At 70.9% G+C, this 20,348-nt stretch carries 16 protein-coding genes; 8 read left to right on the top strand and 8 right to left on the bottom strand.

Going from position 1 to position 20,348, the window contains the following annotated elements; translation table 11 throughout:
* Nucleotides 1-6 precede the first annotated feature (6 nt).
* The 7 genes from AC07AZ_RS19305 (at nt 7) to aroQ (ending at nt 9,086) form a co-directional block, all read left to right on the top strand.
* Nucleotides 7-879, top strand: coding sequence for an MHYT domain-containing protein (locus AC07AZ_RS19305; RefSeq protein ID WP_478849230.1), 873 nt, complete (start codon nt 7-9; stop codon nt 877-879).
* Between the two features lie 40 nt (nt 880-919).
* On the top strand, nt 920-3,046 hold the full coding sequence (gene uvrB / locus AC07AZ_RS19300; RefSeq protein ID WP_478849228.1) for an excinuclease ABC subunit UvrB: 2,127 nt from the start codon (nt 920-922) through the stop codon (nt 3,044-3,046).
* Between the two features lie 171 nt (nt 3,047-3,217).
* Nucleotides 3,218-3,796 (top strand): TerD family protein, encoded by a 579-nt coding sequence (locus AC07AZ_RS19295; protein WP_478849226.1) that lies wholly within the window; start codon nt 3,218-3,220, stop codon nt 3,794-3,796.
* Nucleotides 3,797-3,861: 65 nt separating this feature from the next.
* On the top strand, nt 3,862-5,937 hold the full coding sequence (locus tag AC07AZ_RS19290; RefSeq protein WP_478849224.1) for a TerD family protein: 2,076 nt from the start codon (nt 3,862-3,864) through the stop codon (nt 5,935-5,937).
* A gap of 284 nt (nt 5,938-6,221) precedes the next feature.
* Nucleotides 6,222-7,226, top strand: coding sequence for a TerC/Alx family metal homeostasis membrane protein (locus AC07AZ_RS19285; protein WP_478849222.1), 1,005 nt, complete (start codon nt 6,222-6,224; stop codon nt 7,224-7,226).
* Between the two features lie 147 nt (nt 7,227-7,373).
* The gene (locus AC07AZ_RS19280; RefSeq protein ID WP_478849220.1) at nt 7,374-8,474 is read left to right on the top strand and encodes a calcium:cation antiporter; all 1,101 of its coding nucleotides are present in this window, start codon (nt 7,374-7,376) and stop codon (nt 8,472-8,474) included.
* Nucleotides 8,475-8,612: 138 nt separating this feature from the next.
* Nucleotides 8,613-9,086, top strand: a complete 474-nt coding sequence (gene aroQ, locus AC07AZ_RS19275) for a type II 3-dehydroquinate dehydratase (RefSeq protein ID WP_478849218.1) — start codon at nt 8,613-8,615, stop codon at nt 9,084-9,086.
* A gap of 25 nt (nt 9,087-9,111) precedes the next feature.
* On the opposite strand, the gene AC07AZ_RS19270 is transcribed toward aroQ, so the two are convergent.
* The 5 genes from AC07AZ_RS19270 to AC07AZ_RS19250 all read right to left on the bottom strand — a co-directional run bounded on the left by AC07AZ_RS19270 (nt 9,112) and on the right by AC07AZ_RS19250 (nt 13,493).
* Nucleotides 9,112-9,873, bottom strand: coding sequence for an amino acid ABC transporter ATP-binding protein (locus AC07AZ_RS19270; RefSeq protein WP_478849216.1), 762 nt, complete (start codon nt 9,871-9,873; stop codon nt 9,112-9,114).
* On the bottom strand, nt 9,870-10,787 hold the full coding sequence (locus AC07AZ_RS19265) for an amino acid ABC transporter permease (RefSeq protein ID WP_478849214.1): 918 nt from the start codon (nt 10,785-10,787) through the stop codon (nt 9,870-9,872). Before AC07AZ_RS19265 ends, AC07AZ_RS19270 begins: the two co-directional genes overlap by 4 nt.
* Nucleotides 10,784-11,668, bottom strand: a complete 885-nt coding sequence (locus AC07AZ_RS19260) for an ABC transporter substrate-binding protein (RefSeq protein ID WP_478849212.1) — start codon at nt 11,666-11,668, stop codon at nt 10,784-10,786. Before AC07AZ_RS19260 ends, AC07AZ_RS19265 begins: the two co-directional genes overlap by 4 nt.
* Before the next feature lie 332 nt (nt 11,669-12,000).
* Nucleotides 12,001-12,657 (bottom strand): MBL fold metallo-hydrolase, encoded by a 657-nt coding sequence (locus AC07AZ_RS19255; RefSeq protein ID WP_478849210.1) that lies wholly within the window; start codon nt 12,655-12,657, stop codon nt 12,001-12,003.
* 146 nt (nt 12,658-12,803) lie between these two features.
* Nucleotides 12,804-13,493, bottom strand: a complete 690-nt coding sequence (locus AC07AZ_RS19250; protein WP_478849208.1) for a maleylpyruvate isomerase family mycothiol-dependent enzyme — start codon at nt 13,491-13,493, stop codon at nt 12,804-12,806.
* A 224-nt stretch (nt 13,494-13,717) separates the two neighbouring features.
* Between AC07AZ_RS19250 and uvrA the strand changes: the two genes are divergently transcribed.
* The gene (gene uvrA / locus AC07AZ_RS19245; RefSeq protein ID WP_478849206.1) at nt 13,718-16,759 is read left to right on the top strand and encodes an excinuclease ABC subunit UvrA; all 3,042 of its coding nucleotides are present in this window, start codon (nt 13,718-13,720) and stop codon (nt 16,757-16,759) included.
* 234 nt (nt 16,760-16,993) lie between these two features.
* Here the strand turns inward: uvrA and AC07AZ_RS19240 are convergent, their stop codons facing one another.
* The 3 genes from AC07AZ_RS19240 to AC07AZ_RS19230 form a co-directional block, all read right to left on the bottom strand.
* Nucleotides 16,994-17,905, bottom strand: coding sequence for a carbohydrate kinase family protein (locus tag AC07AZ_RS19240; RefSeq protein WP_478849204.1), 912 nt, complete (start codon nt 17,903-17,905; stop codon nt 16,994-16,996).
* The gene (locus AC07AZ_RS19235; protein ID WP_478849202.1) at nt 17,902-18,990 is read right to left on the bottom strand and encodes a LacI family DNA-binding transcriptional regulator; all 1,089 of its coding nucleotides are present in this window, start codon (nt 18,988-18,990) and stop codon (nt 17,902-17,904) included. Before AC07AZ_RS19235 ends, AC07AZ_RS19240 begins: the two co-directional genes overlap by 4 nt.
* A gap of 274 nt (nt 18,991-19,264) precedes the next feature.
* A complete protein-coding gene (locus AC07AZ_RS19230; RefSeq protein WP_478849200.1) occupies nt 19,265-20,221 on the bottom strand; it encodes a hypothetical protein in 957 nt (318 codons plus the stop codon).
* Nucleotides 20,222-20,348 lie beyond the last annotated feature (127 nt).

Below are 20,348 nucleotides of genomic sequence, written 5' to 3'. Positions count from 1 at the left end.
CCGCGCATGCAAGGCACGGTCGACGGCTTCACTTACGGGCTCGTCACGCCGCTGGTGGCCTACCTCATGGCCTGCCTCGGCGGCGCCCTCGGCCTGCGCTGCACGACCAGATCCATGCTGGTCACCCACTCCTGGCGGCCCGGCTGGCTCGCCCTCGGATCGGCGGCGATCGGCTCCGGCATATGGACCATGCACTTCGTCGCGATGATGGGGTTCACGGTCAAAGAGGCGCCGATCCACTACGACGAGCCGACGACCTACGCGAGCCTCGGCGTCGCCATCGTCATGGTGGGCGTCGGGATCTTCATCGTCGGCTACCGGGGTGCCCGGGGGACCGCGCTGTTCACCGGGGGCACCATCACCGGCCTGGGCGTGGCGTCCATGCACTACCTGGGCATGGCGGGCATGCGCCTCAACGGGAAACTGGAGTACAACACCTTCACCGTGGGCGCGTCCGTCGTCATCGCCGTCGTCGCCGCCACCGCCGCCCTGTGGGCGGCCGGCCAGGTCAGAGGGTTCGCGTGGAGCGTGGGCGCGAGCCTCGTCATGGGGCTCGCCGTCAGCGGTATGCACTACACCGGGATGGCCGCGCTCAGCGTCCATCTGCACGGCACGGCCGCGGCCGGCTCCGGCGACTCGCACGCGAGCCTGCTCGCCCCCATGCTCATCGGCCCGCTGGCCTTCCTGCTCCTGGCAGGTGTCGTGGTCATGTTCGACCCGCTGATGGTGATGGGGAAACCCGACTGGACGCCCGTGGAGAACAAGCCCGGCGTCCCCGCCCGCAGCGTTGTCCGGCACCCCCACCACCACTCCGCGCCGCTCTCCCGCCGGACCGAGGGGCACGGACACAGGAGCGCCCGCACCCCGCAGAACCGCTGATCCGTCCGCGTTGTCAGTGGCGGGTCGTACGGTTGACTTCATGCGGCCCGTTTCCAACATCGAACGCACGGTGGCGCCCTTCGAGGTCGTCAGCCCCTACCAGCCCAGCGGCGACCAGCCGCAGGCCATCGCCGAGCTCGCCCGGCGCATCGAGGCGGGTGAGAAGGACGTCGTCCTGCTCGGCGCCACCGGCACCGGCAAGTCCGCCACCACCGCGTGGATGATCGAGAAGCTCCAGCGCCCCACGCTCGTGATGGCGCCGAACAAGACCCTGGCCGCCCAGCTGGCGAACGAGTTCCGGGAACTCCTCCCGAACAACGCCGTCGAGTACTTCGTCTCGTACTACGACTACTACCAGCCCGAGGCCTACGTCCCCCAGTCGGACACCTACATCGAGAAGGACTCCTCGATCAACGAGGAGGTGGAGCGCCTGCGCCACTCCGCGACCAACTCGCTGCTCACCCGCCGCGACGTCATCGTGGTCGCCTCCGTCTCCTGCATCTACGGCCTCGGCACCCCCCAGGAGTACGTGGACCGCATGGTCCCGCTCAAGGTCGGCGCGGAGTTCGACCGGGACCAGCTGCTGCGCCGATTCGTCGACATCCAGTACACGCGCAATGACACCGCGTTCACCCGCGGCACCTTCCGCGTCCGCGGCGACACCATCGAGATCTTCCCGGTCTACGAGGAGCTCGCCGTCCGCATCGAGATGTTCGGCGACGAGATCGAGGCCCTGTCCACGCTCCATCCGCTCACCGGCGAGATCATCAGCGACGACCAGCAGCTGTACGTCTTCCCGGCCTCCCACTACGTAGCGGGCCCCGAGCGTCTGGAGCGGGCCGCCAACGACATCGAGAAGGAGCTCGGGGAGCGCCTCGCCGAGATGGAGAAGCAGGGCAAGCTCCTGGAGTCCCAGCGCCTGCGGATGCGTACGACGTACGACCTGGAGATGCTCCGCCAGATCGGATCATGTTCCGGCGTCGAGAACTACTCGATGCACTTCGACGGCCGTTCGCCCGGCTCCCCGCCCAACACCCTGCTCGACTACTTCCCGGACGACTTCCTGCTCGTCATCGACGAGTCCCACAACACCGTTCCGCAGATCGGCGCGATGTACGAGGGTGACGCCTCCCGCAAGCGGACCCTGGTCGACCACGGCTTCCGGCTGCCCTCGGCCCTGGACAACCGCCCCCTGAAGTGGGAGGAGTTCCAGGAGCGCGTCGGCCAGACCGTCTACCTGTCGGCGACCCCGGGCAAGTACGAGCTCTCGCGCGCGGACGGCACCGTCGAGCAGATCATCCGCCCCACCGGCCTCATCGACCCCGAGGTCGTGGTCAAGCCGACCGAGGGCCAGATCGACGACCTGGTGCACGAGATCCGGGACCGCGTCGAGAAGGACGAACGGGTCCTGGTCACCACGCTCACCAAGAAGATGGCCGAGGACCTCACGGACTACTTCCTGGAACTCGACATCCGGGTGCGCTACCTGCACAGCGACGTCGACACACTGCGCCGCATCGAGCTGCTGCGGGAGCTGCGGTCCGGCGAGTACGACGTCCTGGTCGGCATCAACCTCCTCCGCGAGGGCCTCGACCTGCCCGAGGTGTCGCTGGTGGCGATCCTCGACGCCGACAAGGAGGGCTTCCTGCGCTCCGGCACCTCGCTGATCCAGACCATCGGCCGTGCCGCGCGCAACGTCTCCGGCCAGGTCCACATGTACGCCGACAAGATCACCCCGGCGATGGAGAAGGCCATCGAGGAGACCAACCGCCGCCGGGAGAAGCAGGTCGCGTACAACACGGAGCGGGGCCTGGACCCCCAGCCGCTCCGCAAGAAGATCAACGACATCGTCGCCCAGATCGCCCGCGAGGACGTCGACACGGAACAGCTGCTGGGCTCGGGCTACCGCAAGACGAAGGACGGCAAGGGCGCCAAGGCCCCCGTGCCGGCGCTCGGCGGCAAGGCGGCGAAGGGCAGGGGCAAGGCCAAGGAGACGGTGCCGACGGACCGTCCCGCCGCCGAACTCACCCAACAGATCGAGGACATGACGGCCCGTATGCGCGCGGCCGCCGCCGACCTCCAGTTCGAGGTCGCCGCCCGGCTGCGCGACGAGGTGCACGAGATGAAGAAGGAGCTGCGCCAGATGAAGGAGGCAGGCCTGGCCTGACCCGCGCGGGAAGGCCCGGCCGAGGGGCGGCCGGGCCGCCGTGTACGCGGTGTGTTGCAAGAACGACACAAAGCGTCGACCGGGGTACGGCACTGTCGGTGGCCCTGCGTAGGGTTCTGCTCATCCGCGGACTCCGCGGCAACAGGGGACAGTTCGAGAGGGGATCAGCGCGTGACCGTCAACATGACCAAGGGTCAGGCCATCAGTCTGCAGAAGAGCGACGGAGGCACCCTGACCGCGGTGCGGATGGGTCTCGGCTGGCAGGCTGCTCCCCGGCGCGGCCTGTTCGGCTCGCGCACCCGGGAGATCGACCTCGACGCCTCCGCCGTGCTGTTCGCGGACAAGCAGCCGGTCGACGTCGTCTTCTTCCGCCACCTGGTGAGCGACGACGGCTCGGTGCGCCACACGGGCGACAACCTGGTCGGTGGCGCCGGCCAGGGCGGCGACGACGAGTCGATCCTCGTCGACCTCCAGCGCGTCCCGGTCCACATCGACCAGATCGTCTTCACCGTGAACTCCTTCACGGGCCAGACCTTCCAGGAGGTGCAGAACGCGTTCTGCCGCCTCGTCGACGAGACCAACGGCCAGGAACTCGCCCGCTACACGCTCGCGGGCGGCGGCGCCTACACGGCCCAGATCATGGCCAAGGTGCACCGGACGGGGCAGGGCTGGACCATGACCGCGCTCGGGACCCCGGCCAACGGCCGGACCTTCCAGGACCTGATGCCCGCGATCCTGCCGCACCTGTAGGCGGACCGGCGGGCGGCACACGACACCACAGACGGCGACACAGGCGACACGGGGGGACGAGGGCGATGACGGCCGAGCTGGTGCGGGGCCAGAACCACCCGCTCTCCCAGGTCCGCCTCGAGATCCGGATCTCGGCCGGCACTCCGGTCGTCGCCGGAGCTACACTCGGCGACGAGCAGGGCAGGGTCCACGGCACGGAATGGGTCGCCCACCCGGGCGCCCCCACCCTGCAGGGGCTCGAGGTCTCCAAACAGGCCGCGTCCGACCACCGCCTGGCGGTGGACCTGGACGCCATGCCGGAGGCCGTGCACCGGATCAGCGTGCTGCTCGCCCTGCCCGCCGCGAGCGCCGGAGGCCCCGTGCGCTTCGGCGCCGTCGCCGCCCCCTTCGTCGCGGTCACCGGCCTCGACGGCACCCAGGTCGCCACTTACACCCTCACCGGCCTGGAGGCCGAGTCGGCCGTCGTCGCCCTGGAGCTCTACCGCCGGCAGGGCGCCTGGAAGGTGCGCGCCGTCGGCCAGGGGTACGCCGGCGGTCTGACCGAACTCCTCACCGACCAGGGCCTGCCCCAGGCCCGCCGACTCGCCGACGGCATCGACGAGGCCGTGGCGCGCGGCCTGGCCCGGTCGTTCCCGGCGCCCGTCCCGCGTACGGCGGACGGCGACCGTTCCCGCCGGCCGTCCGCATCCGGCCCCGACCACGACGGCCCCGCATCCCACGGCGCCCCCGCGCCGCAGGGTGCCTCCGGCTCCGTACCGCCGCAGTCGGCCGGGTCCTACGGCGTTCAGGGCCCGCACTCCGGCACACAGGCACCAGGCGCACCGGGGCAGGCCGCGTCGCTGCCGCCGCATCCGGGCGGTGCGGGGGCGGGGGATTCCACGACCGTCGGCAGGCCGTCCGCACCGAGCGCGGACCCCGGCCCGATCAGCTACAGCCACCCGCACCGGCAGAACGCGGCTCCGCCGTCACCTCCGCCGACCGTGCCTCCGGCCCCGCCCGGACAGCACCCCCAACCCGTCGCCGGGGACGCCACCGGCTGGTCCATGGACGAACGGCTCTACAACCAGGTGTGGGGCATGTTCGAGGATCTGGCCCGCACGGCGGCGGCGTACCGCAGCGCCGTCGACTTCGCGGACTCGCGCATGGAGAAGGAGCTCGACCAGGTCCTGTCCGATCCGCGCAGCCGTATCGGCGGCCAGGGCGACGCCGCTCGCGAGGCGGCGCGCGCCAAGCACGCCCACCTGGTCGACCAGGCGAAGGAGGCCCTCGACCGGGATCTCGCCCAGCTGACGGCCGAGGCCGGGGTGGTCGAGCCCGCACTGCCGCCGGCCTACGCGCGCTGGGACAACCCGGTCTGGCACGGCTACCGCGTGCCGATGGAGACCCCCATGGCGCTGCGCCTGGGCGACCTCCATCTGCCGGAAGCCGCCCGGCTGCGCATCCCGGTGCTGGTCCGGCTCCCGCTGGAGCGGGGGCTGTGGATCGACAGCGGACGCGGCGACTCGCTCGACGGCAGCTTCGCCGACCCGCACGAACTGCGCCGCCTCGCGCTGGACGCGGCGGTGGCGCACGCCGCCCGGCTGCTCGCCGTGCACCCGGCGGGTGACTTCAACGTGCATGTCATCGACCCCGCCGGCTCGGGGGCGCAGGCTCTCGCCCCCCTGGTGGAGACCGGCGTGCTCGCCACCCCGCCCGCCAGTGGCGCCGCCGGAGTGGCGGACGTCCTGGCCCGGCTCACCCAGCGCGTCGACCTGGTGCACATGGCGGTGCGCGGAGGTGCGGCCGACTCGCTCCCGCCCGGCGTCGACACCGCCGAGCAGCTGCTGATCGTCAACGACTTCCCGCACGGCTTCGACGACCGCGCCGTGACCCAGCTGCGCTACCTCGCGGACGAGGGCCCGGCCGTGGGCGTCCACCTGATGATGGTCGCCGACCGCGAGGAGGCCGCCGCATACGGCCCGCTGCTCGATCCGCTGTGGCGTTCGCTCCTGCGACTCACGCCGGTGCCCGACGACCACCTCGCCGACCCCTGGGTCGGGCATGCCTGGACCTACGAGCCCGCGCTCGTGCCGCCCGGCAGTCAGGTGCTCCGGCAGGTGCTCACCCAGGTCGCGGCGGCCCGCCGCGCGTGGAACCGATGACCACCCACGCCCTCTTTACCAAGCACTCGTAAAGAGCTCTGACCAGCCAATTTGGTTCTTGTTTTACCAAACCCTTTACCTTTCCTTGGTGATTGGGTATTGTTCCTCTCACGGAGGGGAGTATTCCCCGTCTGTGCGGCGTACCCGTCAATACGGATCTGGCCAGATCCCGGGGCGTCGGCCCGTGGACCTCGGACGCGTCACCCGCGCCCGTGGTCCGGGGTGGAAGAGACCTCCGGCAGCGACGACGCTGACATCTGCCGTTACGTACTGCCGGAGGCGCAGTGAATGTTTCCGTGACCCTCTGGGTCCTCACCATCGCGGGCCTGGCGGCCCTGATCGCGGTCGACTTCTTCATCGGCCGCAAACCGCACGACGTGTCCATCAAGGAAGCCGGCGTCTGGACGGTCGTCTGGATCGCCCTGGCCGGCCTCTTCGGGCTCGGCCTGCTCCTCTTCGGGGGCGGCCGGCCGGCCGGAGAGTTCTTCGCGGGCTTCATCACCGAGAAGTCGTTGAGCGTCGACAACCTCTTCGTCTTCGTCCTGATCATGGCGAAGTTCGCCGTGCCCACGCAGTACCAGCAGCGGGTGCTGCTGGTGGGTGTGCTGATAGCCCTGGTGCTGCGGGCGATATTCATCGCCGCCGGTGCCGCGATCCTCGCCAACTTCGCCTGGGTGTTCTACCTCTTCGGGGCCTTCCTGATCTGGACCGCCTGGAAGCTCATCCAGGAGGCCCGGGCCGACGAGGAGGACGAGGAGTTCGAGGAGAACAAGCTGCTCAAGGCAGCCGAGCGGCGCTTCGGAGTGGCCGACCGCTACCACGGCACCAAGCTGTGGATCGAGCAGAACGGCAAGCGGGTCATGACCCCGATGCTGGTCGTGATGCTCGCCATCGGCACCACCGACGTACTGTTCGCGCTCGACTCGATCCCGGCGATCTTCGGCCTGACGCAGGACCCGTACATCGTTTTCACCGCCAACGCGTTCGCCCTGATGGGTCTGCGCCAGCTGTACTTCCTCATCGGCGGCCTGCTCAAGAAGCTGGTGCACCTCAGCTATGGCCTGTCGGTCATCCTCGGCTTCATCGGGGTCAAGCTGGTGCTGCACGCGCTGCACGAGTCCGGGGTCCACGTACCGGAGATCAGCATTCCGGTCTCGCTCGGGGTGATCTGCGCGGTCCTGGTCATCACCACGATCACCAGCCTGATGGCGACCAGGAAGCAGGCGGCGGCGGAGGAGGCGGCGAAGGCGGCCGGCGACGACCCGGCGAAGGACAGCGTCGAGGCCTGATCACGCAGGGCCGCGGACACGACGACCAGCGGGAGCGGTGCCCGGCGAACAGCCGGCCGCCGCTCCCGCTGGTCCGCCCCGGACCACGGCACCGCCCACCGGCCGCACCGGAGTGCGGCGCCCGTGGGACTCTGCGACGATCTCTGCATGATCGCTCGGCTCGGGTCGCTCATGACACGGTGGACGTCCTACGTGCCGGTGATCGCGGTCGTCCTGCTGGTCGTCACCTGGGGGCGCGACCTACCCGGCACGGTCGTCGCGCTGGTGACACTGGTCCTGGCCGGAGCCGTACTGGCGGCCGTGCACCATGCCGAGGTGATCGCCCACCGGGTCGGTGAGCCCTTCGGCTCACTGGTCCTCGCCGTCGCCGTCACGATCATCGAGGTCGCCCTCATCGTCACGCTGATGGCGGACGGGGGCGACAAGTCCTCCACTCTGGCCAGGGACACGGTGTTCGCGGCCGTGATGATCACCTGCAACGGCATCGTCGGCATCAGCCTCCTCGTGGCCTCCCTGCGCCACGGCACGGCTGTCTTCAACCCCGAGGGCACCGGCGCCGCCCTCGCGACCGTGGCCACCCTGGCCTCACTCAGCCTGGTGCTGCCGACGTTCACCACCAGCAAGCCGGGGCCGGAGTTCTCCTCCACCCAGCTCACCTTCGCCGCGCTCTCCTCGCTGATCCTCTACGGCCTCTTCGTGGCGACGCAGACCGTGCGGCACCGCGACTACTTCCTTCCCATCACCCGCCAGGGCGAGGTGATCACCGCGGACCACCACGCCGACGTACCGTCCGCCCGCGCCGCCCTGATCAGCCTGGGCCTGCTGGGACTGGCCCTGATCGGCGTGGTCGGCCTGGCCAAGGGGGTCTCGCCCACGATCGAGTCCGGCGTGGAGGCCGCCGACCTGCCGCACGCCGTCGTCGGTGTGATCATCGCCCTGCTGGTGCTGCTCCCCGAGACGATCGCCGCGCTCCGTTCCGCCCGCCGGGACCGTGTGCAGACCAGTCTGAACCTCGCCCTCGGCTCGGCGATGGCCAGCATCGGACTCACCATCCCGGCGGTCGCCCTGGCCTCCGTCTGGCTCTCCGGCCCGCTCGTGCTCGGCCTCGGCCCGACCTATCTGGTGCTGCTGACCCTGACGGTGGCGGTGAGTTCGCTGACCGTGGTGCCGGGCCGGGCCACGCCGTTGCAGGGCGGGGTCCACCTGGTGCTGTTCGCGGCCTACCTGGAGCTCGCGGTCAATCCGTAGGCCAGCTCCTGCCCCCGGTCCGCCCGGCGCGGCCACCGCCATACCCGCCGTTCCCCGCTCGTGATAGACCGTGACCGAGCGGCCGGCGTCACCCGTCCGCCGACGTCGAACGACATGTCCGAACGGACCGGAGGAACCGTGCCCCGCACCCTGGCCAACGCCCCGATCATGATCCTCAACGGCCCCAACCTGAACCTGCTGGGGCAGCGCCAGCCCGAGATCTACGGATCCGACACCCTCTCCGACGTGGAGGCACTGTGCGTCAAGGCGGCGGCCGGGCACGGCGGCACAGTGGACTTCCGCCAGTCCAACCACGAGGGCGAACTGGTCGACTGGATCCACGAGGCGCGGCTCGGCCACTGCGGGATCGTCATCAACCCGGGCGCCTACTCGCACACGTCCGTCGCGATCCTGGACGCGCTCAACACCTGCGACGGCCTCCCGGTGGTGGAGGTGCACATCTCCAACATCCACAAGCGGGAGTCGTTCCGCCACCACTCGTACGTCTCGCTGCGCGCCGACGGCGTCATCGCCGGGTGCGGGGTGCAGGGATACGTGTTCGGCGTGGAGCGGGTCGCCGCGCTCGCGGGGCCGGCCCGGGCCGACGCGTAAGTCCCGACGTCCTGGCGTGCGGGGCTTACAGGCGCCCGGCGTCCACGATGCGCCGCAGGAAGCGCCGGGTGCGTTCCTGCTGCGGATCGCCGAAGATCTCCGCCGCGGTACCGCGCTCCAGCACCACACCTCCGTCCAGGAAGCAGACCTGGTCGGCGACATCGCGGGCGAAGCCCATCTCGTGCGTCGCCAGCACCATGGTCATCCCGTCGTCCTTCAGGTCGCGGACGACGGCGAGGACCTCGCCCACGAGCTCCGGATCGAGGGCGGCGGTGATCTCGTCGAGCAGCAGCAGCCGGGGCCGTACGGCCAGCGCCCGCACGATCGCGACCCGCTGCTGCTGGCCGCCGCTCAACCGGTCCGGGTACTCGGCCGCCTTCGCGGCCAGCCCGAGTCGCTCCAGAAGGTCGCGGGCGCGACCCTCGGCCTCCGCCCGGGACACGCCGTGCACCCGGCGTGGGGCGAGGGTGATGTTCTCCAGGACCGTCATGTGCGGGAACAGATTGTACGCCTGGAAGACCGCGCCGATACGACGGCGCACGGCGTCCTGGTCGGCGCGCGGGTCGGTGATCTCCTCGTCGTCCAGCCAGATCGCGCCGTCGTCGATCTCCTCCAGGAGGTTCGCGCAGCGCAGCAGCGTGGACTTGCCGGAGCCCGAGGCGCCGATCAGGGCGGTCACCGTGTGCGGGGCGACCTCCAGGTCGACGTCCCGCAGCACGACGGAGTCGCCGAAGGTCTTGCGGACGGACTCCATGCGCAGCACGGAGGGGGTGCCGGTGGTGCTCATATGGTGCCTCCCTGGGCCCGCCGGCGGTCCATCCGCGCCGTCACCCAGTCCGTGAAGCGGGTCATCGGGATGGTCAGGGCCACGAAGACCAGGCCCGCGACGATGTACGGCGTGTAGTTGAGGCTGCGGCCCACGATGATGTCGGCGGCCCGCACCGCGTCGATCGCGCCGCCGATCGACACGAGCCCGGTGTCCTTCTGGAGTGACACCAGGTCGTTGAGAAGGGGCGGCACCTGGCGCCGTACGGCCTGGGGCAGCACCACGTACCGCAGCGCCTGACGGTTGGTCAGGCCCAGTGAGCGGGCCGCGGCACGCTGCGAGGGGTGCACGGACTCGATGCCGGCGCGGAACACCTCGGCGACGTACGCGGAGTACGTCAGGGTCAGTGCCGTACCGCCGAGGAGCACCGGGTCGACGGTGACGCCCTGGAGGCGCAGCGCCGGAACACCCAGGACCACGATCATCAGGTTGATGATCAGCGGGAGCCCGCGGAAGAAGTCGGTGTACGCGGCGGCCAGCGCGCGCAGCGGGAAGAAGACCGGCCCGCGCAGGGTGCGCGCGATGGCGATCAGCATGCCGAGCACGAGCACGGCGACGCCGCAGACCAGGAGCAGCCGGACGTTGAGCCAGAGCCCTTCGAGGACCTTGGGGAACGCCTCGCGCGCGTACTGCCCGCTGAAGAACGTCTCCTTGGTGCGCGGCCAGCCCGGCGCGTTGACGACGACCAGGTAGAGGACGACAGCCGTGACCAGGGTGGACAGCGCGGCGATCGAGGTGGCACGGCGGGCGCGGGCGCGCTTGCTGCGCTCGCGCTCGATCCGCCGCGGCGACGGCACGTAGGCGTCGGCGTCGCCGGTCATGTCGCCGTGGTCGTCCGCGCCCTCCTGGCCGGACTCCTCCTTGATGACGGTCACTTGAGCACCGGGGCGTCGACGGCGTCGGACAGCCACCGCGTCTCGAGCTTCGCCAGCGTGCCGTCGGTGCGCAGGGCGTCCACCGCGTCCGTGACGCACGAGGTGAGTGCGCTGCCCTTGTCGAGCACGAGCCCGAACTGTTCCGGCGTACCGCCCTGGTGCTCGAACTGTCCGACGATCCTCGCATCCGTGACCTCGGCCGCCGTGATGTAGAACGCGGTCGGCAGGTCGGTGACGATGGCGTCGACCTGGCCGTTCTTCAGGGCGGACTTGGCCTGGTCGTTCTTGGCGTACACGGCGGCGTCCTGGTTCGGCTTCACCACGTCGTCGATGTAGTCGAGGCTGGTGGTGCCGACCTGGGCGCCCAGTTTGAGGCCCTTCAGATCCGCGATGCTCGTCGCCTTGGCGGCCTTGCTGCCCTTGAGCGCGATGACGGCCTGGCGCACGTCGTAGTAGCCGGAGGAGAAGTCCACGGCCTTCTTGCGCTCGGCGCTGATGGACACCTGGTTGATGTCGAAGTCGAACGTCTTCGCACCCGGCGCGAACGCCTTGTTGAAGGGCACGCTCTGCCAGACGACGGCGCTCTTGTCGTAGCCGAGCTGCTTCGCCACCGCGTAGGCGACCGCCGACTCGAAGCCCTTGCCGTTGGCGGGCTTGTCGTCCTTGAACCACGGCTCGTACGCGGGCTCGTCGGTCGCGATCGTCAGCTTGCCGTCGGTCCTGGTGGCCAACTCGCCCTTCGCGCACGTGCTCCCGGCCGACCCCGAAGGTGTGCCGGCGGCCTTCTCCTCCGGCTGCGGGGCGCAGCCCACGGCGGTGGCGAGCAGGGCTGTGATGGCGGCGGCGACGACGCGGCGCAGCGCGTGCGGGGCAGGGTGCATGGCGGGAGAGTGGCAGTCCGACGTCCTGTTTGTCGAGGTCACAGCCGGATCTGTCCGCATGGTGGGAACGGGTGTTGCATTCTCGTAAACGCTTCCCCGCCGCCCTCGACCGGCGGCCCCGTCACATGCCGGGGCCGCCGGTCGAGGGCGGGGATCGAAAGACCGGCGGCCCGTACCGCGCAGGAGCCGTCTTCCTGTGCGGGGCTGGCACCAGTTGACCGCGCAACGAGATGGACCGGGAGCGCGCGTGCCACGCGGGTGCGTGCGAACGGTTCACACGGGGTACGACCGGCCGCCCCGGCAGGGGCTCGGTGCCCGTGCTCACCGCCATGTCACCACCCGCGCGCGTGCCACTCCGGCAGGTGCGGGCGCTCGGCGCCCAGGGACGTGTCGTTGCCGTGCCCCGGATAGACCCAGGTCTCGTCCGGCAGCACGGCGAAGATCTTCGTCTCCACGTCGTGGATCAGACTGGCGAACGCCTTCGCGTCCTTGCGGGTGTTGCCCACGCCGCCGGGGAAGAGGCAGTCCCCGGTGAAGACATGGGGATGGCCGTGCGGATCGTCGTACACGAGGGCGATCGAACCGGGCGTGTGGCCGACCAGGTGGCGCGCGGTGAGTTCCACGCGGCCGACCCGGACGGTGTCGCCGTCGTCGACGAGGACGTCGGTCGGCACGGGGATGCCCTCGGCGTCCTCGCGGCCGGCGTGGGTACGGGCACCGGTGGCCGCGACGACCTCGGCGAGGGCCTGCCAGTGGTCGCCGTGCCGGTGGGTGGTGACGACGGACGCGATGCCGTCGTCACCGATCATGCCGAGGAGCGTCGCGGCGTCGGCGGCGGCGTCGATCAGCAGCTGCTCGTCCGTGGCCCTGCACCGCAGCAGGTAGGCGTTGTTGTCCATCGGGCCGACCGCGATCTTCGTGATCATCAGATCCCGCAGCTCGTGCACGTCGGCCGGGCCCCCGACCTTCACCGCTCCGCTGTACGTCATGACGCTCAGCCTATAACCGGGAGCCGCGCGCCCATCGTTCGCGCCCGCACCGCAGTCTCCGGCCGAGAAGGGCCCAGGCGACTGCGGCTGCAGCTGCGGTGTGGACCAGGACAGCGAGTGCGACTGCGGCCGCCGCGCCAGATCGGCTACAGCGGCGGAAGGGCCGGCAGCGCGCCACCCCGCACCCTCAGCGCGGAGCCGTCGCGGCGCCCGGAGAGCCAGCCGAGCAGATCGGCCGCCGGTCCCTCGACCTCGACCGGCCCCCCGGCGGCGCCTCCGCCCGTGGTCCACACCCGGCCGTCACCGGTGGCCAGGCTCGTCGAGGGCACCTCCGGGTGGCCGGCGAACCGCTCCACGAGGAAGTCCGTCTCCCGCGCCACGAACTCCTCGGGGAGGTCCTCCAGGTCGTACCCGATCCCCAGGTCGACGTGGTGCAGCTCCACCTCGGCCCAGCGCCGGAACGGCACGCGCGAGGCCGCTTCGGTGACCCCGTTGCGCAACTCCACCGTGCGCGACCAGTCCGCCGGAGCGTCCCCCGCCTCCTGGAAGCGCGCCGCGCTCGCGCGCAGGTCGGCGAGCTGCACGTCGAGGGGGCGGGGTGCGTCCCGCTCGATGTCGGCGTTCCGCGCGTCCCCGGACGCGTACATGGGACGGCCTTGCAGGGCGTTCACCAGGGCGTCCGCATTGCGGGCGAGGTGGGCGAGAAGATGGCCCCGGGACCATCCGGGAAGCCGTGTCGGCTCGGTCACCGAAGCGTTGTCCAGTGCGGCGACCGCGACCAGCAAACGCTCGGTCGCGTCCCGTACAGACACCAGGTCAGGCACGTGATCATTCATGCTGCTGACACTAGTGCCGCCACACCTTCGGGTGAAGGAGTGGCGACAGCGCCGTAAATCGAATGGGCGTGCTATAAGGTCGAGCGTGGCGTCGGGCATGCTGGATGGCCGGGGATTGTTATGCAACCTGGAATCCGACCGGCGTTGTCAGTGGCTCCCCCTAGTCTGAGAAAGCACGGGGGCCTCGCCCCTGTCACTTCTCTGAAAGAAAGGTGCGGACCGGCGTGGCCGACCGTCTCATCGTCCGTGGCGCGCGCGAGCACAACCTCAAGAACGTCTCGCTCGACCTGCCTCGTGACTCGCTCATCGTCTTCACGGGCCTGTCCGGGTCGGGCAAGTCCTCCCTGGCCTTCGACACCATCTTCGCCGAGGGCCAGCGGCGCTACGTGGAGTCGCTCTCCTCGTACGCCCGCCAGTTCCTCGGCCAGATGGACAAGCCGGACGTCGACTTCATCGAGGGCCTGTCCCCGGCGGTGTCGATCGACCAGAAGTCGACCTCGCGCAACCCGCGCTCGACGGTCGGCACCATCACCGAGGTCTACGACTACCTGCGCCTGCTCTTCGCGCGCATCGGCAAGCCGCACTGTCCCGAGTGCGGCCGCCCGATCTCGCGCCAGTCGCCGCAGGCCATCGTCGACAAGGTCCTCGAACTGCCCGAGGGCAGCCGCTTCCAGGTGCTGTCGCCGCTGGTGCGCGAGCGCAAGGGAGAGTTCGTCGACCTCTTCGCCGACCTCCAGACCAAGGGCTACAGCCGCGCGCGGGTGGACGGCGAGACCGTCCAGCTCTCCAACCCGCCCACCCTGAAGAAGCAGGAGAAGCACACCATCGAGGTGGTCATCGACCGCCTCACGGTGAAGGAGTCCGCCAAGCGCCGGCTCACCGACTCCGTGGAGACCGCCCTCGGCCTGGCCGGCGGCATGGTCGTGCTCGACTTCGTCGACCTCCCCGAGGACGACCCGGACCGCGAGCGCATGTACTCGGAGCACCTGTACTGCTCGTACGACGACCTGTCCTTCGAGGAGCTGGAGCCCCGCTCCTTCTCCTTCAACTCGCCCTTCGGCGCCTGTCCCGAGTGCTCCGGCATCGGCACGCGCATGGAGGTCGACCCCGAGCTGATCGTCCCGGACGAGGAGAAGTCGCTCGACGAGGGCGCCATCCACCCCTGGTCGCACGGCCACACCAAGGACTACTTCGGGCGGCTCGTCGGCGCCCTCGCCGACGCGCTGGGCTTCCGGACGGACATCCCCTTCGCCGGACTGCCCCAGCGCGCCAGGAAGGCCCTGCTCTACGGCCACAAGACGCAGATCGAGGTCCGCTACCGCAACCGCTACGGACGCGAGCGGGTCTACACCACGCCCTTCGAGGGCGCCCTCCCGTTCGTCAAGCGCCGGCACGGCGAGGCCGAGAGCGACGCCAGCCGGGAGCGCTTCGAGGGCTACATGCGCGAGGTGCCCTGCCCCACCTGTGAGGGCACCCGCCTCAAGCCGCTCGTGCTCGCGGTCACCGTCATGGGCAAGTCCATCGCCGAGGTATCGGGCATGTCCATCAGCGACTGCGCCGAGTTCCTGGGCGAGCTGAAGCTCAACGCCCGGGACAAGAAGATCGCCGAGCGGGTGCTGAAGGAGGTCAACGAACGACTGCGGTTCCTGGTCGACGTCGGCCTGGACTACCTCTCGCTGAACCGCGCGGCCGGCACGCTCTCCGGCGGTGAGGCCCAGCGCATCCGCCTGGCCACCCAGATCGGCTCCGGACTCGTCGGCGTCCTGTACGTGCTGGACGAGCCGTCCATCGGCCTGCACCAGCGCGACAACCACCGGCTGATCGAGACCCTGGTCCGGCTGCGCGACATGGGTAACACGCTCATCGTCGTGGAGCACGACGAGGACACCATCAAGGTCGCCGACTGGATCGTGGACATCGGCCCCGGGGCCGGCGAGCACGGCGGCAACGTCGTCCACAGCGGCTCGCTCAAGGAACTGCTCGCCAACGAGGAGTCCGAGACCGGGCAGTACCTCTCCGGCCGGAAGGCGATCCCGCTCCCGGACATCCGGCGCCCGCAGGACCCTTCGCGCCGGCTCACGGTGCACGGTGCCCGCGAGAACAACCTCCAGGACATCGACGTGTCCTTCCCGCTGGGCGTGTTCACCGCGGTCACGGGCGTGTCCGGCTCCGGCAAGTCGACCCTGGTCAACGACATCCTGTACACGCACCTGGCGCGCGAGCTGAACGGCGCCCGCAGTGTGCCCGGGCGGCACACCCGCGTGGAAGGCGACGACCTCGTCGACAAGGTCGTGCACGTCGACCAGTCGCCCATCGGCCGCACGCCCCGGTCCAACCCGGCGACGTACACCGGAGTCTTCGACCACGTCCGCAAGCTGTTCGCCGAGACCACCGAGGCGAAGGTCAGGGGCTACCTCCCCGGGCGCTTCTCCTTCAACGTCAAGGGCGGCCGCTGCGAGAACTGCGCGGGCGACGGCACGATCAAGATCGAGATGAACTTCCTCCCGGACGTGTACGTCCCGTGCGAGGTCTGCCACGGGGCCCGCTACAACCGGGAGACCCTGGAGGTCCACTACAAGGGCAAGTCCATCGCCGAGGTCCTGAACATGCCGATCGAGGAGGCGATGGACTTCTTCGAGGCCGTCCCCTCCATCGCCCGCCACCTCAGGACCCTGCACGACGTCGGTCTCGGCTACGTCCGCCTCGGCCAGTCCGCGACCACCCTGTCGGGCGGTGAGGCCCAGCGCGTGAAGCTCGCCAGCGAGTTGCAGCGCCGGTCCACCGGCCGCACGGTCTACGTACTGGACGAGCCGACCACCGGTCTGCACTTCGAGGACATCAGCAAGCTCCTCAAGGTCCTCGGTGGCCTGGTCGACAAGGGCAACACGGTCATCGTCATCGAGCACAACCTCGACGTGATCAAGACCGCCGACTGGGTCGTCGACATGGGTCCCGAGGGGGGCGCCGGCGGTGGCCTGGTCGTCGCCGAGGGCACCCCCGAGCAGGTCGCCGGCGTCCCCGCCAGCCACACCGGCAAGTTCCTGCAGGAGGTCCTCGGCGCCGACCGGATCAGCGACGCCGCCTCGGTCCCGGCCCCGCGCAGGGCGGCGGCCAGGAAGACGGTCGCGGCCAAGTCGACGGCGAAGAAGACGGCGACGGCCAAGGCGGCCGGAACCACCGGCACCACGGCGGCGAAGAAGACGACCGGCGCCACGAAGAAGGCGGCCACGCCCGCGAAGAAGACGCCCCGGGCCCGCAAGGCCTGAGCGCCCGCGTCCGGCCCGGCCGGCCGCGCGGCCACGGCGTCCGTACCGGCCACGGCGTCCGTACCGGCCGCGGCGTCCGGTCCGGGCACCCGGCCGGCCCCGGCACAGTGCCCCTGTGGGAGCAGACCCCCGCGGGGGCACCGGTGTTTCCACCGGCCACCCGGGCCCAGGGGGAGGAGCGGCGGGGCGGTCTGGGACAGGGCCCCTGCGGACGAGATCGTCCGGCGTACGCCGTTACACGGCACCGACCTCGGTGGCGTAGGGCGGTTCCGCGCCCGCCCGGGAACAGGTGATCGCCGCCGCGCGTGCGGCGAAGCGCAGCAGACGGGTCCAGCCGTCGGCGCCCAGGCCGGTGAGAGCCTCCGTGGACAGGGCGTTCCGGGCGGACAGGCCGTGCAGCAGAGCCGCGTTGACGGTGTCGCCTGCGCCGATGGTGTCCACGACGTCGACCTTGTCGCCCGGCACCGAGTACTCGCCGCCGTCCCGGGTGAACACGCTCAGTCCGTCACCACCCCTGGTGATCACGACCGCCGAGGGCCCGGCGGCCAGCCAGACACGCGGCGAACCGCCGAGCCATCGCGCGTCGTCCTCGGACAGCTTGAGCAGCGACACCGACGGCAGCCAGCTCTCGAACCGGGCCCGGTGGGCGTCCGCGTCCGGTATCAGCCCGGCCCGGATGTTCGGATCGAGCGCGGTGAACACGCCCTGCGCCGCCGACGCGCGCAGCAGTTCCTCGTAGGCGCTCGCACCCGGCTCCAGAACGAGTGAGCAGGTACCGAAGGACACCGCTCGGGTGCCGGCGGGGAGCCGGTCCGGGACCGTGAAGAGCCGGTCGGCGGTGCCGTCGACGTAGAAGGAGTACGCGGCCGAGCCGTTCGCGTCGATCGTGGCCACCGCCAGGGTGGTCGGCTCGGCACCACGCTGTACGGCCGACACGTCCACCCCAGCCTTCCGCAGCCCGTCGAGCAGGGCCTCGCCGAAGGCGTCGTTCGAGGTGCGGGAGCAGAAGGCGGTGGGGGAGCCGAGGCGGCCGAGGGCCAGGGCCGTGTTGTAGGGCCCGCCGCCCAGCGTCGGCCGCAGGTTCGCCAGGGCACCCGTGCCCTGCGGCACCAGGTCGATCAGGGCTTCACCGGCGACGACGATCACGGGCGGGTTCCTTTCACCGGCTGAGCGGACGGTACGGAGAGGTGTGGGGGCTGCCCGGGACGCTCCGGCCGGTCGGGGCAACCGCAGGACGTGCGGTGGACGAAGGTGCAACCGAGCCGCACGGTCCGGGCGGGCCGTTCGGGTGCGGCGAGGCGTTCCAGGAGCAGTTCGACCGCCCGGGCGCCGATCTCCCGGCCGGGCTGCGCGACGGCCGTGAGCCGCGGAGTGAACAGGTCCGCCCAGGCGAAGTCGTCGAAACAGCACAGCGCGATGTCGCCGGGCACGGACAGGCCGCGGTCGCGCAGGGCGCGCAGGGCGCCGATGGTCATGGCGTTGTTGGCGGTGACGAGCGCGGTGGGTGGCGCGGCGAGAGCCAGCAGAGCCTCGGTGGCTCGCTCGGCGCCGGCCGACTCGGAGTCGCCGTGCACCACGAGGCGTTCGTCGTAGGGGAACCCGGCGGCCGCCAGACCGTGCCGGTAGCCGGTGATCCGCTCGCTGGTGGTGCTGAGCCCGGGCCGCCCCGCGACCAGCGCGATCCGCCGGTGTCCGAGGCCGGCGAGGTGGCTGACCAGCAGGGCCGTCGGTTCGGCGCTGTCGGCGGAGACCTGGTCGAAGCCGGACGCCCCGGCCACGGAGGGGTCGATCACGCGGTCGAGGAGCACGGCCGGTACCGCGTGGCGGACGAGGTAGGCGAGGAGGTCGCGCGGGTCCGGAGACGGCGCGACGATCATGCCGTCCACCCGGCGTTCGTGCAGGAGTTGGACGACCTTGCGCTCGTGCTGCGGGTCGTCGTGCGGGTCGGCGAGGAGCAGGCTGTAGCCGTGCTCCAGGGCGGCGGCCTCGACTCCCTGGAGGATGTCCGTGAAGTACGGGTTGCTGATCGCCGACACCGCGAGCCCGATCGACCGGGTGCGGGAGGTCACCAGGGAACGGGCGAGGGAGTTCGGTGTGTAGCCGAGCTCCTCGACGGCGGCGAGCACGGCCTGCCGGGTGTGGGGAAGGACCGGCCTGGTGTCGTTCAGTACGTGCGAGACGGTGGCCACGGACACGCCGGCGCTGCGTGCGACGTCCGCCATGGTCGGCATCGGGTCCCGTGCCCCTTTCCCACTCGCGACGGGTCCTTCTGGCGGGAAGGTATCCCATGCGTGGGCTCGCGTAAACGCTTGCGCAAGCGTTTACGCGAGCACGATCACCACCGCACCCCGCCTCTGACGCCTCTGACGCCTCTGACGCCTCTGACGCCTCAGACGCCTCTGACACCTCACGCCTCAGACGTCTCTGACGGCGACCCGCGCCGCCCCGGCATCCCGCCCCTCGCGCGGGCCCACGCCCGGGCCCGCACGCAGGCCCACGCTCACCTCACTCCCACTCCCACCCGATCCCCATGATCCCCGACCGCACGCGCGGTTCCACGAGGTGCACCGAGTGGTGCCGGCCGGTGAGCGCCAGCTCCTGGCGGCCGCTGCGCGGGGCCGCCGCCGAGTGCTGCGCGAACCGGTGGCAGCGCACCGGCAGCGCGCGCTCGTCGAACCGCACCTGAAGGGCGTACTGGCCGCCCGCCGACCCGAACCCGCGCACGTACTCGCGCGACATGCCGGCCGTGCCGTCCTCGACGGCGTAGCGGAAGAGGAACGTGTCGCCGGATCGCAGACGCGTGTCGAGGAGCAGTTCGGCGACGAGCACGCCGGTGTCGTGATGCACCCGGACGCGGCCCGTACGGCAGTTCTCCAGCGCGTGCACCGACATGCGTTCCGGTGCGCAACCGGGGTCGCCGTGGTGGACGGCCACGAAGCGGTCGACGCCGTCCCGGTGGGCGCGCACGATGTGGTGCGACTCGCGGCTGGTGAGCTCGCGGCGCGCGCCTATCCGTACCCGTTCGTGGTGTCCGAGGGTGAGCAGGCCGCTGTCCGTCTGCGCGTCCAGCTCGCCCAGCAGCCGTTCCAGGGCGCCGGAGGCCGCCACGAGCGAGCGGTAGGAGCGGGCCGCGGGCCGTTCGGCGACCGTGTGTTCGTCGCTCGCGGCGAGCAGCCGGATCAGGGACTCGTCCGGCAGCTGGAGGATCTCCTCCAGCGCGCGTACGGCCCTCAGCGACTCGGGGCGCTGCGGGCGCCGGGCGCCCTGCTGCCAGTAACTCAGGCTCGTCACGCCCACCTTGACCCCGTGGCGCGACAGATGGTGCTGCACGCGCTGCAACGGCAGTCCGCGTGCGGCGATCGCCGCACGGAGTGCGACGTGGAAGGGGCCGCCTCGCAGGGCCGTGTCCAGTTCAGCGGTGGCGACGACGGCGACGTCCGCGTGCTGTGTGGCGTGCGGCATGCACGGGCCTCTCTGTGAATGTTCACAACGGCTGGTCAGACCGTTCACGGGGGAGGTCGGGGCTATCCCGTCGGCGCCGGGGTTCTTCACATCCGTACGCCGCCGTTCACCGCCCCGAGTTCCCCCG

The organism is Streptomyces sp. NPDC043878, from assembly GCF_056435735.1.
Note: the sequence above shows the minus strand (reverse complement) of the source record. Positions and strands in the feature narration are given on the sequence as shown.

Bases quoted from the DNA above. Each gene is read 5' to 3' on its own strand.
- AC07AZ_RS19305 (WP_478849230.1), top strand. From the start codon at position 7: ATGCAAGGCACGGTCGACGGCTTCACTTACGGGCTCGTCACGCCGCTG.
- uvrB (WP_478849228.1), top strand. From the start codon at position 920: ATGCGGCCCGTTTCCAACATCGAACGCACGGTGGCGCCCTTCGAGGTC.
- AC07AZ_RS19290 (WP_478849224.1), top strand. From the start codon at position 3,862: ATGACGGCCGAGCTGGTGCGGGGCCAGAACCACCCGCTCTCCCAGGTC.
- AC07AZ_RS19280 (WP_478849220.1), top strand. From the start codon at position 7,374: ATGATCGCTCGGCTCGGGTCGCTCATGACACGGTGGACGTCCTACGTG.
- AC07AZ_RS19270 (WP_478849216.1), bottom strand. From the start codon at position 9,873: ATGAGCACCACCGGCACCCCCTCCGTGCTGCGCATGGAGTCCGTCCGC.
- AC07AZ_RS19260 (WP_478849212.1), bottom strand. From the start codon at position 11,668: ATGCACCCTGCCCCGCACGCGCTGCGCCGCGTCGTCGCCGCCGCCATC.
- AC07AZ_RS19255 (WP_478849210.1), bottom strand. From the start codon at position 12,657: ATGACGTACAGCGGAGCGGTGAAGGTCGGGGGCCCGGCCGACGTGCAC.
- AC07AZ_RS19250 (WP_478849208.1), bottom strand. From the start codon at position 13,493: ATGAATGATCACGTGCCTGACCTGGTGTCTGTACGGGACGCGACCGAG.
- AC07AZ_RS19235 (WP_478849202.1), bottom strand. From the start codon at position 18,990: ATGCCGACCATGGCGGACGTCGCACGCAGCGCCGGCGTGTCCGTGGCC.
- AC07AZ_RS19230 (WP_478849200.1), bottom strand. From the start codon at position 20,221: ATGCCGCACGCCACACAGCACGCGGACGTCGCCGTCGTCGCCACCGCT.